This window comes from Sphingobium mellinum (assembly GCF_037860795.1).
Classification (GTDB): Bacteria; Pseudomonadota; Alphaproteobacteria; order Sphingomonadales; family Sphingomonadaceae; genus Sphingobium; species Sphingobium mellinum.
The window spans coordinates 15740-34615 of record NZ_JBANRK010000005.1; the positions used below are offsets into that span (position 1 = coordinate 15740).

Annotated in this window: 16 protein-coding genes, 1 tRNA gene and 2 pseudogenes; 13 read left to right on the forward strand and 6 right to left on the reverse strand. The window is 59.0% G+C overall.

Going from position 1 to position 18876, the window contains the following annotated elements:
- Positions 1–520 precede the first annotated feature (520 nt).
- Positions 521–769: a hypothetical protein gene (locus AAC640_RS08795; protein WP_340265745.1), complete on the forward strand. Its 249-nt coding sequence runs from the start codon at positions 521–523 to the stop codon at positions 767–769.
- Between the two features lie 477 nt (positions 770–1246).
- Here AAC640_RS08795 and AAC640_RS08800 read toward each other — a convergent pair.
- The 3 genes and pseudogenes from AAC640_RS08800 to AAC640_RS08810 form a co-directional block, all read right to left on the reverse strand.
- A pseudogene (locus AAC640_RS08800) lies at positions 1247–2101 on the reverse strand (transposase); the annotation flags it as partial.
- Positions 2102–2230: 129 nt separating this feature from the next.
- Entirely contained in the window at positions 2231–3466 is a 1236-nt protein-coding gene (locus tag AAC640_RS08805) for an acyl-CoA dehydrogenase family protein (protein WP_340265746.1), read from the reverse strand.
- Between the two features lie 277 nt (positions 3467–3743).
- On the reverse strand, positions 3744–4415 hold the full coding sequence (locus AAC640_RS08810) for a TetR/AcrR family transcriptional regulator (RefSeq protein WP_340265747.1): 672 nt from the start codon (positions 4413–4415) through the stop codon (positions 3744–3746).
- 227 nt (positions 4416–4642) lie between these two features.
- On the opposite strand from AAC640_RS08810, the gene AAC640_RS08815 reads away from it, so the two are divergent.
- From AAC640_RS08815 to AAC640_RS08845, 7 genes are all read left to right on the forward strand, one after another.
- Complete coding sequence (locus AAC640_RS08815; protein ID WP_340265748.1) at positions 4643–6568, forward strand: TonB-dependent receptor; 1926 nt, start codon at positions 4643–4645, stop codon at positions 6566–6568.
- Between the two features lie 73 nt (positions 6569–6641).
- Entirely contained in the window at positions 6642–6950 is a 309-nt protein-coding gene (locus AAC640_RS08820; RefSeq protein WP_340265749.1) for a hypothetical protein, read from the forward strand.
- A 56-nt stretch (positions 6951–7006) separates the two neighbouring features.
- Positions 7007–7456 carry a VOC family protein gene (locus AAC640_RS08825; RefSeq protein ID WP_340265750.1) on the forward strand — a complete coding sequence of 150 codons (450 nt, stop codon included), beginning with the start codon at positions 7007–7009 and terminating at the stop codon, positions 7454–7456.
- Between the two features lie 54 nt (positions 7457–7510).
- Positions 7511–8116, forward strand: coding sequence for a peroxidase-related enzyme (locus tag AAC640_RS08830; RefSeq protein ID WP_340265751.1), 606 nt, complete (start codon positions 7511–7513; stop codon positions 8114–8116).
- A gap of 32 nt (positions 8117–8148) precedes the next feature.
- On the forward strand, positions 8149–9051 hold the full coding sequence (locus AAC640_RS08835) for an alpha/beta hydrolase family protein (protein WP_340265752.1): 903 nt from the start codon (positions 8149–8151) through the stop codon (positions 9049–9051).
- A 25-nt stretch (positions 9052–9076) separates the two neighbouring features.
- Entirely contained in the window at positions 9077–9949 is an 873-nt protein-coding gene (locus AAC640_RS08840) for an alpha/beta hydrolase family protein (RefSeq protein ID WP_340265753.1), read from the forward strand.
- A gap of 104 nt (positions 9950–10053) precedes the next feature.
- Positions 10054–11289: an MFS transporter gene (locus AAC640_RS08845; protein WP_340265754.1), complete on the forward strand. Its 1236-nt coding sequence runs from the start codon at positions 10054–10056 to the stop codon at positions 11287–11289.
- On the opposite strand, the pseudogene AAC640_RS08850 reads toward AAC640_RS08845, so the two are convergent.
- Positions 11267–11551: pseudogene (locus AAC640_RS08850) on the reverse strand (transposase); the annotation flags it as partial. The gene AAC640_RS08845 and the pseudogene AAC640_RS08850 sit on opposite strands and share 23 nt — an antisense overlap.
- A gap of 552 nt (positions 11552–12103) precedes the next feature.
- Here AAC640_RS08850 and AAC640_RS08855 point away from each other — a divergent pair.
- Positions 12104–12553, forward strand: coding sequence for a winged helix-turn-helix domain-containing protein (locus AAC640_RS08855; RefSeq protein ID WP_422794971.1), 450 nt, complete (start codon positions 12104–12106; stop codon positions 12551–12553).
- Between the two features lie 705 nt (positions 12554–13258).
- Here the strand turns inward: AAC640_RS08855 and AAC640_RS08860 are convergent.
- A tRNA-Thr gene (locus AAC640_RS08860) sits at positions 13259–13333 on the reverse strand.
- A 113-nt stretch (positions 13334–13446) separates the two neighbouring features.
- On the opposite strand from AAC640_RS08860, the gene AAC640_RS08865 reads away from it, so the two are divergent.
- Entirely contained in the window at positions 13447–13587 is a 141-nt protein-coding gene (locus AAC640_RS08865; RefSeq protein WP_340265755.1) for a hypothetical protein, read from the forward strand.
- A gap of 28 nt (positions 13588–13615) precedes the next feature.
- Here AAC640_RS08865 and AAC640_RS08870 read toward each other — a convergent pair whose 3' ends face one another.
- On the reverse strand, positions 13616–15397 hold the full coding sequence (locus AAC640_RS08870; protein ID WP_340265756.1) for an aminopeptidase P family protein: 1782 nt from the start codon (positions 15395–15397) through the stop codon (positions 13616–13618).
- 129 nt (positions 15398–15526) lie between these two features.
- On the opposite strand from AAC640_RS08870, the gene AAC640_RS08875 reads away from it, so the two are divergent.
- From AAC640_RS08875 to AAC640_RS08885, 3 genes are read left to right on the forward strand one after another with little or no spacing between them, the layout of a single operon-like run.
- Positions 15527–17587, forward strand: coding sequence for a S9 family peptidase (locus tag AAC640_RS08875; protein ID WP_340265757.1), 2061 nt, complete (start codon positions 15527–15529; stop codon positions 17585–17587).
- A complete protein-coding gene (locus tag AAC640_RS08880; RefSeq protein WP_340265758.1) occupies positions 17587–18012 on the forward strand; it encodes an acyl-CoA thioesterase in 426 nt (141 codons plus the stop codon). The genes AAC640_RS08875 and AAC640_RS08880 overlap by 1 nt, the downstream gene beginning before the upstream one ends.
- 50 nt (positions 18013–18062) lie before the next feature.
- Positions 18063–18683: a hypothetical protein gene (locus AAC640_RS08885; RefSeq protein ID WP_340265759.1), complete on the forward strand. Its 621-nt coding sequence runs from the start codon at positions 18063–18065 to the stop codon at positions 18681–18683.
- Positions 18684–18876 lie beyond the last annotated feature (193 nt).

Consider the following 18876-nt stretch of genomic DNA (forward strand, 5'->3'; position numbering starts at 1 on the left):
GGCCATGGACGAGGACTGGCAAGCAGATCTGGAGCGTTGGCTAGGGTCAGGACTCGCTTACAACAGCCAGGAGATGGCTGTGGCGGCGAGCGCGATGGCAGAGAATAAAGCTGGACACCTCGAAAAACCGGTAGCGTCTGGCGGCGTGAGGTGATTCATGTGTAGACGACCCCTGCTGGGCAAGAGAAATTTTGACGACTGATGCTGGACTGGTCAGGTTCATTGATGTGTCCGGCCTATTCGCGCGGCGCGATATGCCGCTGGCCATGATGGTGTCAGTGGACCGGATCCTCATCACTGTTTCGCGTTCGCGGCGCGGTGAATCACGCAGGTTATTCCGATCCCCGGCTTGACCGGGTTGGCATCATTCGTTTCGTTCTCTCCTTTGCTTATAGTCGCCCGCATCGACCGTCCCGGTCCCGCGCAATATGTCAGCCGCACCCCACAGATGCCGCTCCAGCTCTTGTTGGGTAAGAATCGTCGTCCCCCTTGTCACCGTCCCCGGTGATGAAACCATGTCTTGAGCCCCTTGTTAAGCGCGCTCAAGGGCTTCGACAATGTGCTTGTCGCGCGAGGGAATGTCTCTCATACTCCAGCAGATTCTTGCTGCGTCGAGACGATCGTGACCGACAATAAGGCGCCCGATAACAAACCACGGCGCCGGAACACCAAGTTCAAAGCGAAGCCGCAGCCGCAGCTCGATCGCGAGGCCCTGCTGAACAAGATTTTCGACGATAACAAGAACACCTTCGATGCCCCCGCTCGATAACCTGTAGCGCGCGCCGGGCGACGTCGCGGTAACGTAGCATCGGGAGACCAACTCATTGAACAGTTGGTCAAATGAGAGAAGCCCTAGATTTTTCCTGTCGCCTGACCACGGTGCTGCCTATCAGGCAGATGTTCGACAGCTTTTCCCATCCATGAAATCGACGGCCACCCCGTTCCTGGACGAGCTGGTCCGGGCCGTACCTACACCATCCATACGGTGTTGACCGATAACGTCCTATGTCGGGAAGCGTTGGCGGGTTCATCCCGCAGGTCTCCTTGCGTCGGCCACGTGCCGACGCTGATGTAATCTGAGCCAGATGGCTTCCACCGTCAACGGGATCGCTCCCTGCCATAGCAAACACAGGCTCCAGCGGCGCCGAGGCGGCCGTGGTCCTTACCATCCTTAAGACGAGATACGCACCCAGGTGGAAGGCCCGAACATTATCAACAGGGTCGCTCGACGAGCGCCCTCACGGCACTTGCAGAGAGGGGCCCTTCCACCTGGCATCCGACCGTTCAAGGAACGGCCGGTACTCTGTCCCCGTCTTGACGATGGCGTGAGCCACGCGCGCCATCTTGGCGGTGAGCGCCGTCATCGCCTTGCGGCGACGGTCGGCATCATCCGCGTGCCCGGCGGTGTATCGTCCGAGCTTGTCGCGGAAGCTGTTGTCGCGCTGACGCGCGGCGACCTGAGCAGCCATCCAGAAGGTCCGGCGCAGGCGCGCATTGCCGTACTTGGACGGCTTCGTGCGGCCTCGGAACGTGCCCGACTGGCAGGTCGCGAGATCGAGACCGCAGAACTTCAGGAACTGGCGATGGTGACCGAAGCAGCGCAGGTCGCCTGCCTCGGCAAGGATGGTAAGCGCGTTGATCGGACCGATGCCCGGAATGTTGCGCAGCAGCGGGTAGTCCACGTGATCGGCGAGCCGCGCATGGGCCAACTGCTCGATCTCGTCGCGCTGGTGGATGAGGCTGCGGCCCTGCGCGTTGACCATTGGGAACATGGTGATGGCGACTGAGTCGTCCGGTACCGGCAGAGCCGTCGAGGCAGGCGCCGTCTCGTAAATGTAGTTGATGAGGCGTGCTTGGAGACCTTGCGGCCGATGAGCGGCCACGCCGCGGCCGAGAAAACCTCGCGGTCCAGCGCCGTGATCCTGTCCGGTGTCGGAAACCGCTCGATGAGCGCGAGGAACCAGTCGGACCGGGTGTTGCCGGCAAAGCGGGCGATTTCAGGGAAGTACAGCGGCAGGTAGTGGGTCAGGATCCGGTGCCAGGTCTGCGTCTTCATCCTGGAGATCGTCTCGTGGGTCTTCGAGAGCTCTTGCAGGTCATTGACCTGCAAGAGCTGGGCAACCGAGCCCAAAAGGTTTACGATCCATCCGCACCATCAAAGGCCAGGACTAACGCCTAGGGTGCCCTGAATTGAGAAACAGTTCAGCCAGTTGCTTTGCAACAAAGCTCATCACAGCAAAAACGGTGGGGTGATACCATTTTCAATCTCCAAAACTTCCTGTCCGATTCGTTCATAGCCCGTTTCCAAGTTCCAGACGACATGACGAGATGCCAAGCAGAAATCTCTCCAGTGGCGTTGGATGGAATTATCATCTGCAAAGCCGGACGCGCCCGCGAGGTTCATCACATTATCGACTGCTGATCGAAGAAGTTCGACTGCAGCTAATACCTGTCCCCTATTTTCGGCACGTTGGCTCGCCGCCATGATCACCTGACCTTCGGCGGCGCGATCAATGTCGTGTGAAGCTTGATGTAGGATGGCTTGCGCAGCCCAAACCGCCGAATATGCCTGCCCGACACGCGCTTGGTATACAGATGAGTCCAATTTACGTTGATAGATGGTACCAGAATGTGGGCGCAGCTTGTCAGCAACAACCATCTCCAGCATGCCGGCAACCGTTCCCACCAAGACTGCAAGCATTTCCGTCCGAAAGGACGGATACGTTGCCACATAATCGGTCGGCTCGAGCAAAAACTCGTCATAAAGATATGAGTCGTTGCCCAGCGCCTTGCTCCAATCGGTGAAACAATCGGACGACACAACTACATTTTTTGCAATGATGGTATCCGAACCTGTACCCTTCATGCCTGACATCGCCCATGTCCGGGCGATGCGTACCTCCGACATAGGCAGGGCCACATAGCTTAAATTTCCGTCAGGTGAAGTTGACGGAACCATTGCCCAGTTAGCATGATGAAGTCCCGATCCAATGCTCCATTTGCCGTTCACAACCCACTTGTCGCCGCTGGGCGCGATCGTGCCACCGCCAGGCCCCGGGGCGCAAATCCGTGATACACCATCAGCCAGCAACCGCCTTTGCATCTCGGGTCTTTGAACCGATATACCCAGCGCCGAAATGTTAAATACCACTGTAACCCAGCCCGTCGATGGACATCCTCGCGCGATCTCGGATACGACATCCACTCGTCCCCGCAGGGGCAACCTCATGCCGCCCCACCGCCGAGGGGTGGACATCCTAAACACCCCTATCGAATTAAGTGCCCCGACAACTTCATCGGTCAGCTTCCCGATTCGCTCATGTTCGGAAGCACTGCGTTTCAACAAGGGGTGAAGCCCGCGAACATTGACCAGAATGGCGGCAGCGCCCGCTGTATCAAATTTGAAGTCAATGACGTGGCGCGGCAATCCATTTTCTGCCGTCGTCATAGCATTATTAGATGACATGTTAAGGCAATCTCCAGGCGGGTTTTCCTTGGCAGGCGAATGCAAGCAAGGTGCGTTTGGCAAGCCCCGGCTGGCGGCCGTTCGCCCGAGGACCGTTTTATACCCTGCATGATTTAACCGTACCGCGTGGAACATCTAAAGGCAACGCTCATTCTTAAATTTTATGGCCTGCGTGGTACGGTTTTTACGGGGGGCACATCCTCAAGAACAATTAAATTTCCTTTGATCGAAGCCCTTGCGGATGTAGCGCAGGGCGACGCCGCGCGGCTGGTTGCCACTAATTCTGGCGACCGTCCTCCAAAGGAGGCCAAGCCTCCGACGCGAATAGCGATGCCGGATCCTTGGCGTAGGCCCGCAAAAATATCGTCGCAGCCTTTGCAGCGTCAGCGTCACGTTCGACTGTAGACGCCGCAACTCTCACGCCCGACATCATGTCCGCATGTAGGCCGGCCCAGCACAGAGATAGCAGGATTCGCGCTGCCTCCACGAAATCTACGGGCCTTAGTATATCCCCAAATTCTAAGCGAAGCTGTTCGGCAAGCAACCTCTGGCCCCGCAATGTTCCACGCTCGTGAAAGATATTCGCCAGTTCCGGCTGGCGCGACGCTTCAGAATATATCAGGCGACGCATCGCGATAAAAAGCGGCGACACCGCATTATCCACCATTGCTCGGCACAAACGGACGAGATGCTTGATGGGGTCGCCGCCGGTGTCCGGCAACGATATCTTGCTCTGAAGCGCTGACGCTGTGTCTTCGACGACAGCGGTCAATAGCGCTTCCTTGGACGGGAAGTGATTCCACAGCGTCGCCTTCGAGCCTCCGAGCTTGGCTGCGATCGCGGACATTGCTGTGCCCGCATATCCATGCTCGCAGAAATGCTCGCGCGCGACCGCTATGATCTTTGCACGTCGCGCCAAACGCAGAGATTCCCTTTTTCCTATCACCATATCCGTACTGCGTGGCCTCCATCCAATCAGGCATATTCGCCGGCCGTCATTTAATATGATGTACCCCGCGGTACACTTAATGATTGCCAAGCTAATGTAGCGCGTTTATAGCCTAGTGCCAACGCCCGGCCAGGAACTCGCCGGAATTGTGACGGGTCACATGAGCTGCGGCGGGCGTTCCATAAGTTTTGCAAAGTCAAAACAGGAATAGGGGATCGAGGATGTCAATGAAGCTAGTTTCCTGCCTTAGTGGCGTCGCAACTGGTCTCAGTTTGGTGGGCGTGACTCCTGCATGGGCTCAAATACAGAATGACTCCGCTGCGAACTCCGTCGCTGTAGGGGACATCATTGTCACGGCACGGCGCGTTGCGGAAAGCACCCTCGACGTTCCCGCGGCGGTCGCCGTGCTAAGTAACGAAACATTGCGAGAGCAGCGCATCAATAATCTTCTTGATATTGGTCTGACGACCCCGGGACTGAACGCGGCCCGTAATGTCAACTCAACACTCAGCATTAATTACAACATCCGGGGACAGGGCGTGTCAGACCGTTACGGCTCACCCCCGTCGGTCATTAACTATTTCAACGAGGTTCCGTCGGGTGTGCTGGGGACGCCCTTGTTTGATCTGGATTCCGTGCAGGTCCTCAAAGGTCCGCAGGGTACGCTTTTTGGTGGCAGTGCGACCGGCGGGGCAGTTCTGTTCACCTCAAAGCGGCCAACATTCGACGGAATTGAGGGCTATGCCCAAGGCAGCCTTGGCAATTTCAACTATCGCGAGATGCAGGGGGCGATCAATCTTCCGGTGACGGGCTGGCTGGCTATCCGGGTAGCAGGGTTTTTGACACGGCGGGATGGCGTCACCAAAGTGGTCAACATCCCAGGCTTGCGCCTAGGCGATTCCCATCAGGACAGTTTTCGGGCCTCGATACGCATGGAGCCGGCAGACTGGATTTCCAATGACACTGTTTATTCTTACGATAACATCGATGTTCGCGGTGTCGCGCGTGTGTTCTCCGGTTATGACAAGAACGCGACCTGTCCGAATTTTTTCAATGTGGTTTGCACCTATGGTACGGCCACGCTGCAAGCCGAACTTGATGCGCAGAATGCACGCGGACCATTCAAGATCAAGCAGACGCCTCCCTCCAATGGCGAGCCTCTCGACCAATTCTTTGCTGATCGCTGGAAGGTCCATACAATTTCGAATACAACAAATATAAAATTTAATGATATATTCTCGATTAAGAATATATTCGGATATTCCGCTTCGAGTACGCCCAGGCCCGGTATTTCGATAAGAGGGGCTGACGTTGATGGTTTAGAGTTTTCTGGACTAACGCTTATAGATTCATTTGTAAGGAACGTCGGCCCGATCGCGCAAGTCACAGAAGAACTTCAGATCCATGGCAGCGTCAAAGATGCGATCGACGTTTGGGTGGGCGGATATTATCAACGGAACCATAATCCGCCGGCGGCGATCGAGCGCCAAATCTACCCTAATGGGATTGATTTCACCACCGCACCCTCTCTGGCCAGCAATAACGGGCAGAAAGCGGTTTACGGCCAGATGGTCTTGAAAGGTGCAATGGTCGGGCTTGAAGGCCTTTCGGTTACATTGGGCGGACGAGAGACCTGGTCAAAGACGACCGTGTTTATCGATAGTCCGTTAGAAGCGTCTACCTCATCGAAGGCATTTACCTATACCGCGTCACTCGACTACAAGCCCTCGGAGGATGTTCTATTATACATAGCACATCGCAAGGGATTCAAGCCGGGCGGCTCTAATCAGATCGGCGTTCTTACTCTTCCCGCCAACGTAGGTCCTTATGTGAACTACAAACCTGAAATCTTGAAGGACGTGGAAATCGGCGTCAAGACCAAGTTCCAGGTTGCTGGCATGCGCGGAACTGTCGATCTGGCGGCCTATCGGCAAAAGCTCTCAGATGCCCAGCGGAGCATTATCTTGGGCGGGATAACGGTAGTGGTGGTCAACGCTCAGAGCGCCACGATCAAGGGACTGGAATTCGACACTGCACTTCAGCTCTCAGACCGCCTTCGTGTTTCGGGTAGCTATGCCTACATTAAACCCCAATGGGATGAATATCTCTCGCCGCTGTTCGGATGGCGCCGCAGGTACCCCGATCACCTTTGAGGATCTGAGCGCCACCAGGTTTGCCGGTACAGCCAGGAACACATTCTCCTTCTCCGCGGCCTATGATCTCCCGTTGCTGCCAGACAACCTGGGGACCATAACCCTTTCTGGCACTTATTTTCATCAGGACGCGGCCTACAATACGGAAAATAATATCGGGCTTCCCGAGGCCCGTATGCCAAGCTTTGGCGTGAGCAAGGCGCGGCTGGAATGGCGCGGGATCGCCGGATCGAAAATCGATGCGGCCCTGTTTGCCGATAACATTTTCGACAAGGAATACCGGGTTGGGGGGACTGCATCGGGTCTCAAGTCACTCGGGTTCGCTACGGCGTCCTATGGGGATCCCAGAACATACGGACTTGAGCTTCGTGTCTCCTGGTAACTGGGATGGTGAAATCCTAGTCACAGGTCGCAGGCCGTAAGCTTGGCGGCTGCGACTTGATAGGGTTCATCGCCGATATTCCTGCACTGATGCAGCAGATAAGCGACAAGACTGGAAAGAAGTATATGTCGACAATTACACACGTTACGGTTGGAACAAACGACCTCGATGCATCAAGGACGTTCTGGGACTTTGTACTGGAGCCGCTCGGGATCAAGCGCCATTTCGATCTCGACGATCGGAGCGGCTACGGAAATGATGTGCCCCAATTTATTGTCATCAGACCAATCAATGGCGCTCCCGCGACATCGGGAAACGGAGGCACGATAGGTCTGGTTGCGCCCAATAGGGCGTCCGTCGACGAATTCCACAGACGTGCTTTGGCGGCAGGCGGATCGGACGAAGGGCCGGGGGCCGAACGGCCGGGAGCGCCGCATATCTATGCAGCCTTTATCCGGGACACACATGGCCACAAAGTCGGCGCATTCTTTGTCGGCGAGCAATGAAGCTCGATCGCCGCTGCCTACAATCGCCCATTTCGAGTTCACTGGAGATACTCAATGACAGATCCTCATTCCACGCTCGTGCCAGAGTTCAAGTCAAGCGACCCTTATGCCTGGCTACCGCCAGCCGATCCCTCCTACGTCCTGCCTGAGGAATGGCTCGAGAGTCCGGTGCCTGAAAAGCACGCGATGAAGATTCTCAATCCCTATGACATAGAAGGAAATGAACGGGCGGGTGCGTATATGGGGCCGGCCTTTCTCGACCCTACTTACGGATTGCTGACGCTGGCCGAGCGCGAATTCATTGGCGTGGTCGTGTCGAGCGTTAACGCCTGCGTCACCTGCCTCATCATTCACGGGCACTTGCTGGGAAAATATATCGGCGATCACGGGCGAGCGAGGCGGATCGCGATCAACTATCGGTCGGTCGCGCTCTCAGAGCAGGAGCGCGTGATTGCCGACTATTGCGTAAAGCTCACGGAACAGCCCGGCAAAATGGAGCCGGCCGACCTGCAGAAGCTCCGCGATGTCGGGATCAGCGATGAAAAAATATATTACATCATTGAAATGGCTGGGATGTTCAATCTGACCAACAGAATGACGTCGGGCTACGGCATGCGCCCGGATGATGAGTTCATGCAGGATATTGCACCAAGGGATTGACGCTTATCAAGACATCTTTCGGGGAACAGGACATGGAAGATCAACTGCCTCATTACGATTCCAGTGCGAGCGTTGACGCCGCCTTTGCCGACCCCCGGTTGACGGACCCAAACTTTCCTCCATCCTTCACTCAATTTGTCGTTGAAAGCGGTGGGACGAACATCCCCGTCAAGATGTGGCTGGCGGGTGGCCCTGGTCCCAAGGGCACTGTTATCATCAGCCCGCCCATGGGCGGGTGGGAATCGATGAACAGCGTGGCGATTCCATTGATGTATGCGGGCATCCACGTCGTTTCCTATCGGCCTAGGGGCGTGCGGGATCCGCATACAACCTATTCGATGCCGCGATCGGTTGATGATGTTCACGCGATAATCGACTGGATCGTGGCGAATTCATCGGCGGATAAAACTGCGTTGTCCGGTCCGCCGCTGCGGCTCGATCCTGGCCGGATCGCAATGTTCGGGCTTAGCGGCGGGGGCGGCAATGTCAGTTATGCTGTATGTGCCGAGTCAGAGCATGCCCATTATGCAATTGCGGTTGCCCCGGGTAACATTGATATCCAAACAACTCCAGCCATTCTTGAAAAGATGCTGCCAATGTTCAGAGAGTTGAAGGAAGCAACCCGCGGGCGCTCTGATTACGAACTATGGATCAACGCCATGACTTCCGCGGAAAAGAACAGGATCAGTATTAATCACAATGCCCCGAAGCTTGTCTCAAAGCATCTGCTGTTGTTGGGAGCAAGTCATGATGCATTATCTCCCATCGAGGTTTGTCATAAGCCTATAGCAAACGCGCTGAGGGAGTCCGGGGCCAAAGATCTTACGGATTTGATCTTGGAGACCGATCACGCTTTCCTGACCAAGCGCTTTTCACTTGCCCGCATCATGATCGAATGGCTGCGCAGCCAGGGTTTTAGCGCACAGCTTTCCTGACTGAATTGAAGAAGTGGAAAATAAGATGTTTGATCCGCTGGCAGATATCGATGGTGCTTTCAGGGATCTCCCCTATCTCGATCCCGATTTTCCCCCTGGTGGCTGCCCTGTAATTGTCGAAAGCGGCGGCACCGAGGTGTTCGGTGACCTGTCGTTGGCGGCTGGATGCGGGGCAAAGGGAACCGTCATTATTAGCCCCCCAATGGGCGGTGGCGATAGCTTGGAAAGTCTGATTGTCCCACTGAATTATGCCGGAATTCATGTGCTTACATATCATCCTCGCGGAACTTCGCGTGAAGGCGAGTCATACTCGATGTCCAAAGCAGTGGACGACGTGCATGCCCTGGTGGATTGGATCGTAGCGAACGCGGGTGAAGGCAAAACCGGGATGGGTGGTACGATCCTACGCCTGGATAAGGAGCGGGTGGCACTGTTCGGCCTTGGTTGGGGCGGCGGGAACGTCAGTTTTGCAGCCTGCGCGGAATCCAAGGTCGCAAATTATGCGATTGCCGCCGCGCCGGGCAATCCAGACGCCCAGCTTTCACCCGAGAACCTCAATCGGGCAAGGCCCTTCTATCGCGCCCTGAGGGATGCGACGGCGGGGGAGGTCGATTATGAAGAATGGCTCAATGCCCTGACCGACGCCGAGATAAGGCGGCTTAGTATTATCCAGCAAGCGCCCAACCTGACCGACAGGCATCTGCTGATGGTCGGTGCCAGCCAAGATGACATGTCGCCATTGACCGTCTGCCACAAGCCCAATGCAGCCGCGCTTCGCGAAGCCGGCGCTAGGCATTTCAGCGAGGTTGTCCTTGATACCGACCATATGTTCCTGACCAAGCGATATACCCTGGCGCGCCTCCTTATTACCTGGTTGCGGGAGGAAGGCGGATTCTGATTCGATGAGAGCGTTGGAGCATATCGCAGCACAACTCTCCCCGAAGACCGTTTGAACGATTTTGCGCGCACCCCACGAAAAGCGCGATAAAAAGGTATTGGGCAATGGCTAAAGCATCCGGGACCGAGAAGAGTATCACATCTGAGGTTGGGCGCACCGTCCAGATAGCGATCGTTATTGTGGCGCTGATTGGCAATTTTATGATGTCCAGCTTCGTCGTGTCGTTCAATGTATTGCTCACGTCGGTTTCTGCGTCTCTCCATATGGCGGACGCTAACGCGCGTCTAATTGGCTCGCTGGCGGCGATGGGGATGGCACTGGGGGCACTGCCGTGCGGATTCCTGCTGGACCGCTTCTCCGCCATCTCCGTCATGGCAGGTGCAGCGACGCTTACGGCAATCGCATATGCGGCGCTGGCCATCGCCGGCAGTCCCGTGATTTTCGGCGGGATAGCGATCCTGGCAATTTGCCTGCCTTCTACCGCTTTGGGAATGGCGAGCGCGACGAAGCTTATTCTCGGCACCGTCGGTACGCGGCAGGGTATCCGGCTGGCGATCGCGGCAGCCGGTGTTTCGGCCGGAGGGATTATTTTGCCGCCGTTTGCTGCCTGGTCTTCGGAGATCGCTGGTTGGCGATCGACTTTCGCTGCCCTCAGTCTTGTCGCCGCTCTGTTTGTCATTCCGTTGCTATTTCTACGTCGCCATGTGAACCCGATTGCGGTGGGGACGCAGAAATTGCCGGTTTCGGTAGTCAAATTCTTTGTGCAGCAGCCGGCTTTCTGGATCATAGTGATCGTTGCCGGGCTGGCTAATGGCATTGGTATCGCTGTCGGATTAACCAGCATCAGCCACGCAATGAAGCTCGGCATTCCGCTTATCGATGCAAGCCTGCTGCTATCTGTTGCGGCATTAGCCGGATTAGTCGCCACCCCGGCTTGGGGAGCCCTGTTCGACAAGTTTGACCCGGGAAAACTTTTAAGCTCGGCACTCATGCTCTGCGGACTTGCTCTCGGGATATTCATACTCACCAAGGAATATTCCGTCATGCTCGCATCGTTCGGCATTTTCGGCTTTGCGTACAGCGCATTGCTGCCCGCGCAAAGCCTGTTGCTAAGAAGGTCATTTGGCACTGAGCTGCTGGGCCGCGCCTTTGGTTTCACGGCGTTGGCCATGCTACCTTTCGTTGGAGCCCCCACATTTTATGTTGTCTCTTTAGCAAACCTTGGCAGCACCGCACACTATCTTGGCTTTGTTATCGGTTATTCGACAATCGCACTTTTGCTATTGGCACTGCGCGGACCAAAAAAGCACCCTGTAAGAAGGCCTTTTCGATGGGGTTGAAGTCGGGGCTGTAGGGCGGAAGGAAGCGCAGGCTTGCATCTGCATCCTCGATCATAGCGAGCACCGAGGGGCGCTTGTGGCTGGCGAGGTTGTCCCTGATGACGATGTCACCCGGCTTAAGTTCGGGGACGAGCACCTGGCCGACGTAAGCCTCGAACCAGTCGCCGTTGATCGGTCCGTCGAGCACCATCGGCGCGATCGTCCCGCTCATTCTCAGCCCCGCGACCAGCGTCGTCGTTTTGCGGTGACCATGCGGGAAGCCCAACCATCTCATAAGGCGCCATCACGGTCGAAGCGATCCGGCTGAAGCATAATCTGTTAAGCTCTGCGATGCGGCGGGATGCGTCCACCTGATGCTGATCGAGCAGAAATATACGCAGCGCTACGGTCAGCCCCTCGATCCGAAAGGCAACGCGACCCGCCGCCAACGCTATCAGGATATATTTCTCCATCCGAACGGCCCCCGTCCGCAGCGATGCTGGCGTATAATTCGATGAGTTCTTTTACCAGCCGTTTTACCAGCTGCTACGACAGCAGATGCTCGCGTGGCATACTGAACGCACCCACCTAGAGCCATATCGCTTTCGCGTTCTGCATCTTTCACCCTCGAGCAACCATGCCTTATACCGGCTTCCCCTGATGTTGACTCCCCAGGGGGATTCCAAAATGCGCCGAATTTCTGACTCTATGGCTGCCGGTTGGAGGGCGCGTCCATGGGTACAGCGATCGGATTGCGGGAGGACTTTGATGCGGTGGGTTTGAGGCGACTGGCGCGTGCGACAAGGAGCGCGACCAGGGACGGCGGCTGCTGGCATTGGCGGACATTTATGATGGCGGGAGCCGCAGCGATGCGGCGCGTACTGGCGGGGTGACGTTGCAGATCGTGCGGGACTGGGTCGTTCGGTTCAATGCCCAAAGTCCAGACGGACTCCTCGACAGGCAAGCGCCGGGCAAGCTCCCCTTGTTGAATGATGCCCAGTGCCAGGCTCTGGCAGACATCGTTGAAAGCGGGCCGATCCCGGCAATCCATGGCATTGTCCGCTGGCGGCTGATCGACTTGGCGCGGTGGCTCCATGACGAGTTTGGCGTGTCCCTGACGGAAACGACCGTGGGGCGGGAGCTGAAGAAGCTGGGCTATGTCAAACTGACCGCACGCCCAAGTCACCATGCCCAGAACGAATATGCGATGGAGGACTTCAAAAAGGGGGCTTTGCAGCCGGGCTGGCAAAGATCGAAGCCACCCTCCCGCACGGCACGCCGATAGAGGTCTGGTTCCAGGTGAGGCCCGCGTCGGCCAGAACAACAAGATCACCCGGCGCTGGGCCAAGCGCGGCACCCGGTCATCGGCGCCGAAGGACCAGAGGACGAAATCGGCCTACATCTTCGGTGCCATCTGCCCAGAACTCGGCAAGGGCTGGTCTGGTTCTCCCGTTCTGCAACACACAGACCATGTCGCTGCACTTGGCGGAGATATCGCTCGCTATCGAACCAGGTGCCCAAGGTGTGCTGCTGATGGATCAATCTGGGTGGCACATGACCGGAAAGCTGGAAGTGCCCGAAAATATCAGCATCTCGGTCACTTCTCGTGAACCCCGGTGATTTCATCGACATGTCTGTCGAACGTGCTTTTCCGCAACTCGCTGACATCCTACACGCTGGGTGGTTTCCTTGGTTGCGGGCGCGATATGCATCGCTCTTCATCGTGACCGATCAGCGTTGATGACTGTTCCGGGTGTGGCCGGCCAAATCATTCTTAACAGCGTCAGGCCACTCGCCAAGCACGTCACGAATCTGGGGGAACGGCGTGAAAGAAGCCGAATGCCTTGCTAGCAGGAGGGTCAGTATCACGTAATGGCACCAATCGAGCACTTCAACACCGCATTATTCCCGCGTGCTTGTCCGGTGATTGCCCCTATGGGAAGCACCCTCGCTGCAAGCCCCAAACCCACCGCTAAGCCATTGAGAAAAATGGTGCTGCCGGTGAGGATTGAACTCACGACCTCAGCCTTACCAAGGATGCGCTCTACCACTGAGCTACGGCAGCACTTTTCGTTCCGCCCGGCTCTCTCGGGCGGCGGAGCCGGGCCTATGACCGGGCCCGCGATGCTTGTCAAGGCAGCTTGCGGTCGATGGCGCAATTTGCTTAAGGGCCGCGACATGACGAGCGAACAGGACGATCGCAAGGACAGGCTGGCGCAGGCGCTTCGGGACAATCTGCGCCGCCGCAAGGCCCAGGCACGGGCAGGCGAGGCCGAAACCAGGCCGCCCGCGACCAAGCGGCCGCGCCAGCCGGACTGATCGCCGCCGGGTCCTCGCTGGCGCTTGCTTACAGTGGTGCGCAGGCATTTTTTAGCCAGGCCAGCGCTTCGCCGTCCAGCTGTGGCCCGACCACCTCCACGACCTTTGCATGATAGGCGTTCATCCACTGCCGTTCCTGCTCTGTCAGCAGGTCCAGCGTGATCGCGTGGCGGTCGATCGGCGCAAAAGTCAGCGTCTCGAACCCCAGCATCTCCCGCTCGGCGCCGGGAATGTCGCGCGGTTCGACCAGCACCAGATTTTCGATACGGATGCCGAATTCCCCCGTGCGGTAATAGCCCGGTTCGTTGGACAAGATCATGCCGGGCTGGAGCGGTTCGTCGCCATTACCCATCGTCGCGATCCGCTGCGGCCCTTCATGCACCGACAGGAAGCTGCCGACGCCATGGCCCGTCCCATGGGCATAGTCCAGCCCCTGCGCCCACAGGAACTGCCGCGCCAGTACGTCGATCTGGCCGCCGCGCGTGCCCTTCGGGAAAACCGCCTGGGCGAGCGCGACATGTCCCTTCAGCACCAGCGTGAAGCAACGCTTCATCTCTTCGCTGGGCGTGCCGATCGCAATGGTGCGGGTGACGTCGGTGGTGCCGTCGCGATATTGGCCGCCGGAATCGACGAGGTAAAGCGAGCCGGGCTCTATCCGCCGGTTGGTCTTTTCCTCCGCGCGATAATGCACCACCGCGCCATTGGGGCCCGCACCGCTGATCGTGTCGAAGGACAGGTCCTCCAGCAGTCCCGTGTCGTGCCGGAAAGCCTCCAGCCGCGCCGCCGCCGTCAGTTCATCGATCGTGCCCTTGGGCGCTTCGACCGACAGCCAGTGCAGGAAGCGGGAGAGGGCGGCTCCATCACGCGCCTGCGCCGCCCTGTGGCCGGCGATCTCGACCGGGTTTTTGATCGCCTTGGGCAGCACCGCCGGGTCGCGCACTGGCAGCACGGTCGCGCCGCCAGCCTCCAGCGCTTCGAAGATCGCGGCGACGGCGCGTTCGGGATCGGCCGCCACCGTCTTGCCCGACAGTTTCTTCAGCGCATCGGCGAAGGCATCGCGCGGGTGAAGCCGCACGGCAGGGCCAAGATGCTCCGCCACGGCCAGGTCAACCTTTTCCGGTGCGACATAGAGGTCTGCTGTCGCATCGGCATGAACGATCGCATAGGCAAGGGCGACCGGCGTGCGGTCGACATCCTTGCCGCGGATATTGAAGGTCCAGGCAATCGAGTCGAGCGCGGACAGGATCACCGCGCCGGCCTTGCTCGCGATCAGCCAGTCGGCCATCGCCTGTCGCTTGTCTGCTGATGCCTGACCGGCATAGCGCTCCTCATGCACTACCAGCCGGGCGGTACTCGGAGCTGGGCGATCCGCCCATATGCTGTCGACCGGATTGCTGTCGACCGGCACCAGTTCCGCGCCGCGCTGGGCCAGCGCTTCGCTCGCCGCCTTCACCCAGGCGCGGGTATGCAGCCAGGGGTCATAGCCGATCCGCGCGCCGGTGGTGGCATGATCCTTGAGCCAAAGGGCGACGGATGTCTGCGGCACGCTTTCATATTGCCAGTGCGCCGCGTCCACCTGCTCGCGCACCTGCAGCGTATAGCGGCCGTCGACGAAGATCGCCGCCTCCTGCGGCAATACCACCGCGCTCCCCGCCGATCCGTGGAACCCCGTCAGCCAGGCGAGCCGCTGGGCATAGGCGCCGACATATTCGCTCATGTGCTCGTCGGTGAGCGGCACGACAAACCCGTCCAGCTGGACGCGCTTCAACTGGGCCCGGAGCGCCTTCAGCCGGTCTTCATAGGTGGACATCGCCATTTCCCCTGGATCAGATTTTGCCCGGGGCTTGTTGGCGCCCCTTGCGCAGGATGCATTGTCGCCAACATAAGCAGGCCAGCGCGCATATGCCAGCGCGCCGCCCTATCAGAATCAGGACCCTGGATGACCGTTTCGACCAAGCCGCCCTTTGCCGCCCGCCGCCCGCACAGCTTCGAATGCCATGGCATCAGGGTGGAGGACCCCTATGCCTGGCTGCGCGATCCCGGCTACCCGGAGGTAAAGGACAAGGATGTGCTCGCCTATCTGGAAGCGGAGAACGCCTGGTTCGAAGCGACGATGCAGCCCCGCACGACGCTAGTCGACCGGCTGTTCGAAGAGATGAAGGGCCGCATAAAGGAAGATGACAGCTCGGTCCCGCAAAAAGATGGCGACTATATCTACTGGCGCGCATTCGAGGTCGGGGCGCAATATCGCAAATGGTATCGCAAGCCCGTGGCGGGCGGCGATGACCAGCTGATCTTGGACGAACCGGCGCTCGCGGCCGGACATGACTATTTCCGGCTTGGCGCGCTATCGGTCAGCCCGGATGGCCGCTATCTCGCTTATGCCATCGACAATAATGGTTCGGAACGGTTCGAGGCGCGGATCAAGGACCTTTTGACGGGCGAGATTCTGCCCGAGGTCATCCCGGACACGCTGTCCTCCCTGGTCTGGACCTCCGATAGCAAGGGCCTGATTTACGGCATTGCCAACGATCAGTGGCGCACCGACAATGCCCAGCTTCATTGGCTCGGTCAGCCGGTGGAGGCTGATATCGAGCTGTTCCACGAGGATGACGAGGGTTTTCGCGTTTCGATCGGCCTTACCTCCTCGGAAAAGTGGATCGTCATTGCGACTGGCGACCATGTGACGACCGAAGCCTGGCTGCTCCCCGCCAATGAGCCCACGGCGCGGCCCCTGCTCGTGTCCACGCGCAAACCCGGGCGCGAATATGATGTCGATGAGCATGAGGGCACGCTCTACATCCGCACCAACGACACCCATCCCAATTTCCGGCTGGTGAAGGCATTGCTGGACCATCCGGACGAGTGGGAAGAGGTGATTGCGCCGGACGCCCATTTCTACCTCACCGACTTCACTTTGTTCAAAGACTTCTATGTCACCGAAGGGCGGCAGGACGGGCTCGACCAGATCGAGCTTCGCGATTACGCCACCCACAGCCCCAGGCGCATTTCCTTCCCGGAGGCCAGCTATTCGGCGAGCCTCGACGACAATCCCGAATATGACGTGACCAAGCTGCGCATCGGCTATGAATCGATGGTCACGCCCGACACCATCTATGACTATCATCTCGCGACCGGCGAGCTGGAGGTGCTGAAGGTCCAGGAAATTCCGTCCGGCTATGAGGCGAGCCGCTATGCGACCGAGCGGCTGACCGTCCCGGCCCGCGACGGCACGCCGATCCCCGTGTCGATCGTCTATCCCAGGGGGCTGCCCCGCGACGGCAGCGCACCGCTCCACCTCTATGGCTATGGCGCCTATGGCATCGCGATGGAGCCGGGCTTTTCCACTAGCCGATTGTCGCTGCTCGACCGGGGCTTTGCCTATGCGCTTGCCCATATACGCGGCGGTGATGACCTGGGCCAGCAATGGTATCTCGACGGCAAGCTCGACAAGCGCGGCAACACCTTCACGGACTTCGTCGATGTCGCAAAAGGCCTTGTCGAACGCGGCTATACCGCCAAGGGACGGATCAGCATCTCGGGCGGTTCGGCCGGCGGCGAGCTGATGGGTGCGGTCGTCAACAGCGATCCCGACCTCTGGGGCGCGGTCGTGGCGCATGTGCCCTTCGTCGACGTGCTCAACACGATGCTGGACGAAAGCCTGCCGCTGACGCCCGGGGAATGGCCTGAATGGGGCAATCCGATAGAGGACAAGTCGGCGTTCGAGACGATCCTTGGCTATGATCCCTACAGCAATGTGAAGCCGCAACCTTGCCCGCCGATCATGGTGACCGCCGGCCTCAACGATCCGCGCGTCACCTATTGGGAGCCGGCCAAATGGGTGGCGAAGCTGCGGGCGACCAAGACGGACGACAATGTCCTGATCCTCAAGACAAACATGGGTGCGGGTCATGGCGGCAAGTCCGGCCGCTTTGAAAGCCTCCATGAAACGGCGGAGGAGTTCGCTTTCATCCTGTGGCAGCTGGGCGTCGCGGACTGATGGCCTCCAGCTACACCACCCGGATCACCGCCGGGCCAGAGCATATCGATGTTCTGGGCCATGTGAACAATGCCGTCTGGGTGCAATGGATGGAGCAGGTCGCGACCGAGCATTGGACGCGCGACGCCGCGCCGGAGCATCTGGATGCCTATGTCTGGGTCGTGACCCGCCACGAGATCGACTATCGCGGCAATGTGCGAATGGGCGAAACCGTCAGCGCCCGCACCTGGATTCCGGAAGGTCCGCGCGGCGCCCGCTTTGACCGCCACATCGAGTTCACGGGGCCCGACGGCAAGGTCAAGGTTGCCGCCCGATCGACCTGGGCGATCATCGACAAGGCGACAGGCCGCATCCTGCGCGTACCCCGGCAAGTGGCCGCGCCTTTCCTCGACACGGGGATGGATGGTTACCCTCCCGGAACTTGATTGTGCCGCGGGTCGTTTCCCTGCCCTGTAGAACATGGACAGGAGAAACTATGCGAAAGATTGGCTATTCCATCCGCGCCCTTGCGGCTGCTTCCGCCCTGTTCCTCGCAAGCGGCCCGGCTCTGGCCGGCGACGAGGAACGCGCGCTCAAGGCCATTGCTGAAGCGCAGGGCAAGATTGAATCCGTCAATAAGCTCAAGACCGGCCAATTTGATCCGGCTGTCCTGGCCAAGGCCGAGACCTCCCTTCGTCTTGCCCAGGAAGCGCTGAAGAGCGGCAAGGAACAGAACGCCATCAGGGCTGCGGTCGAAGCGCAGGGCTTTGCCGACACGGCGCTTGGCCAGAGCCAGGCGAGCGCTGAGGCCGACGCGCGGCTCCAGGCATCCACCGCCTCCGCCGCGCAGCAGGATGCGGCGGCCGCCAACGCGCGCGCGGATGCTGCCGAACGCGCTGCCGCCTCCGCCGCTGCCGAGGCACGGGCCGCCCGCGCTGCTGCGACGACGCCGGCCGTCCCGGCGACGACGACCGTCACCACCGAGACGGTAAAGTCCACCCCGGCCACGGTCCGCAAGGCGGCCCCCGTCAAGCGCAAGGTGGTTCGCAAAAGCACCCGTGCCCCCGTACGTGCCACCGTCGTGGAAAAGACGACGACTACCGTTAGCAGCCATTGACCAGTCAGGCGGGCAGTCCCTTTCCTGCCACGGCGGGAAGGGGCCGCCCGCCTGTCGCGTCAGACTATCCCGACCGCGCCCTCGGTCCATATCGGCAGGACGAGCAGCAGCGTCAGCCCGCTTGTGGTGAGCGCGCGTGAGCCTCCTTGAAGCGCATGGCGACAAGCGGGTTCGAGCAGCACCGAGGCGGTCC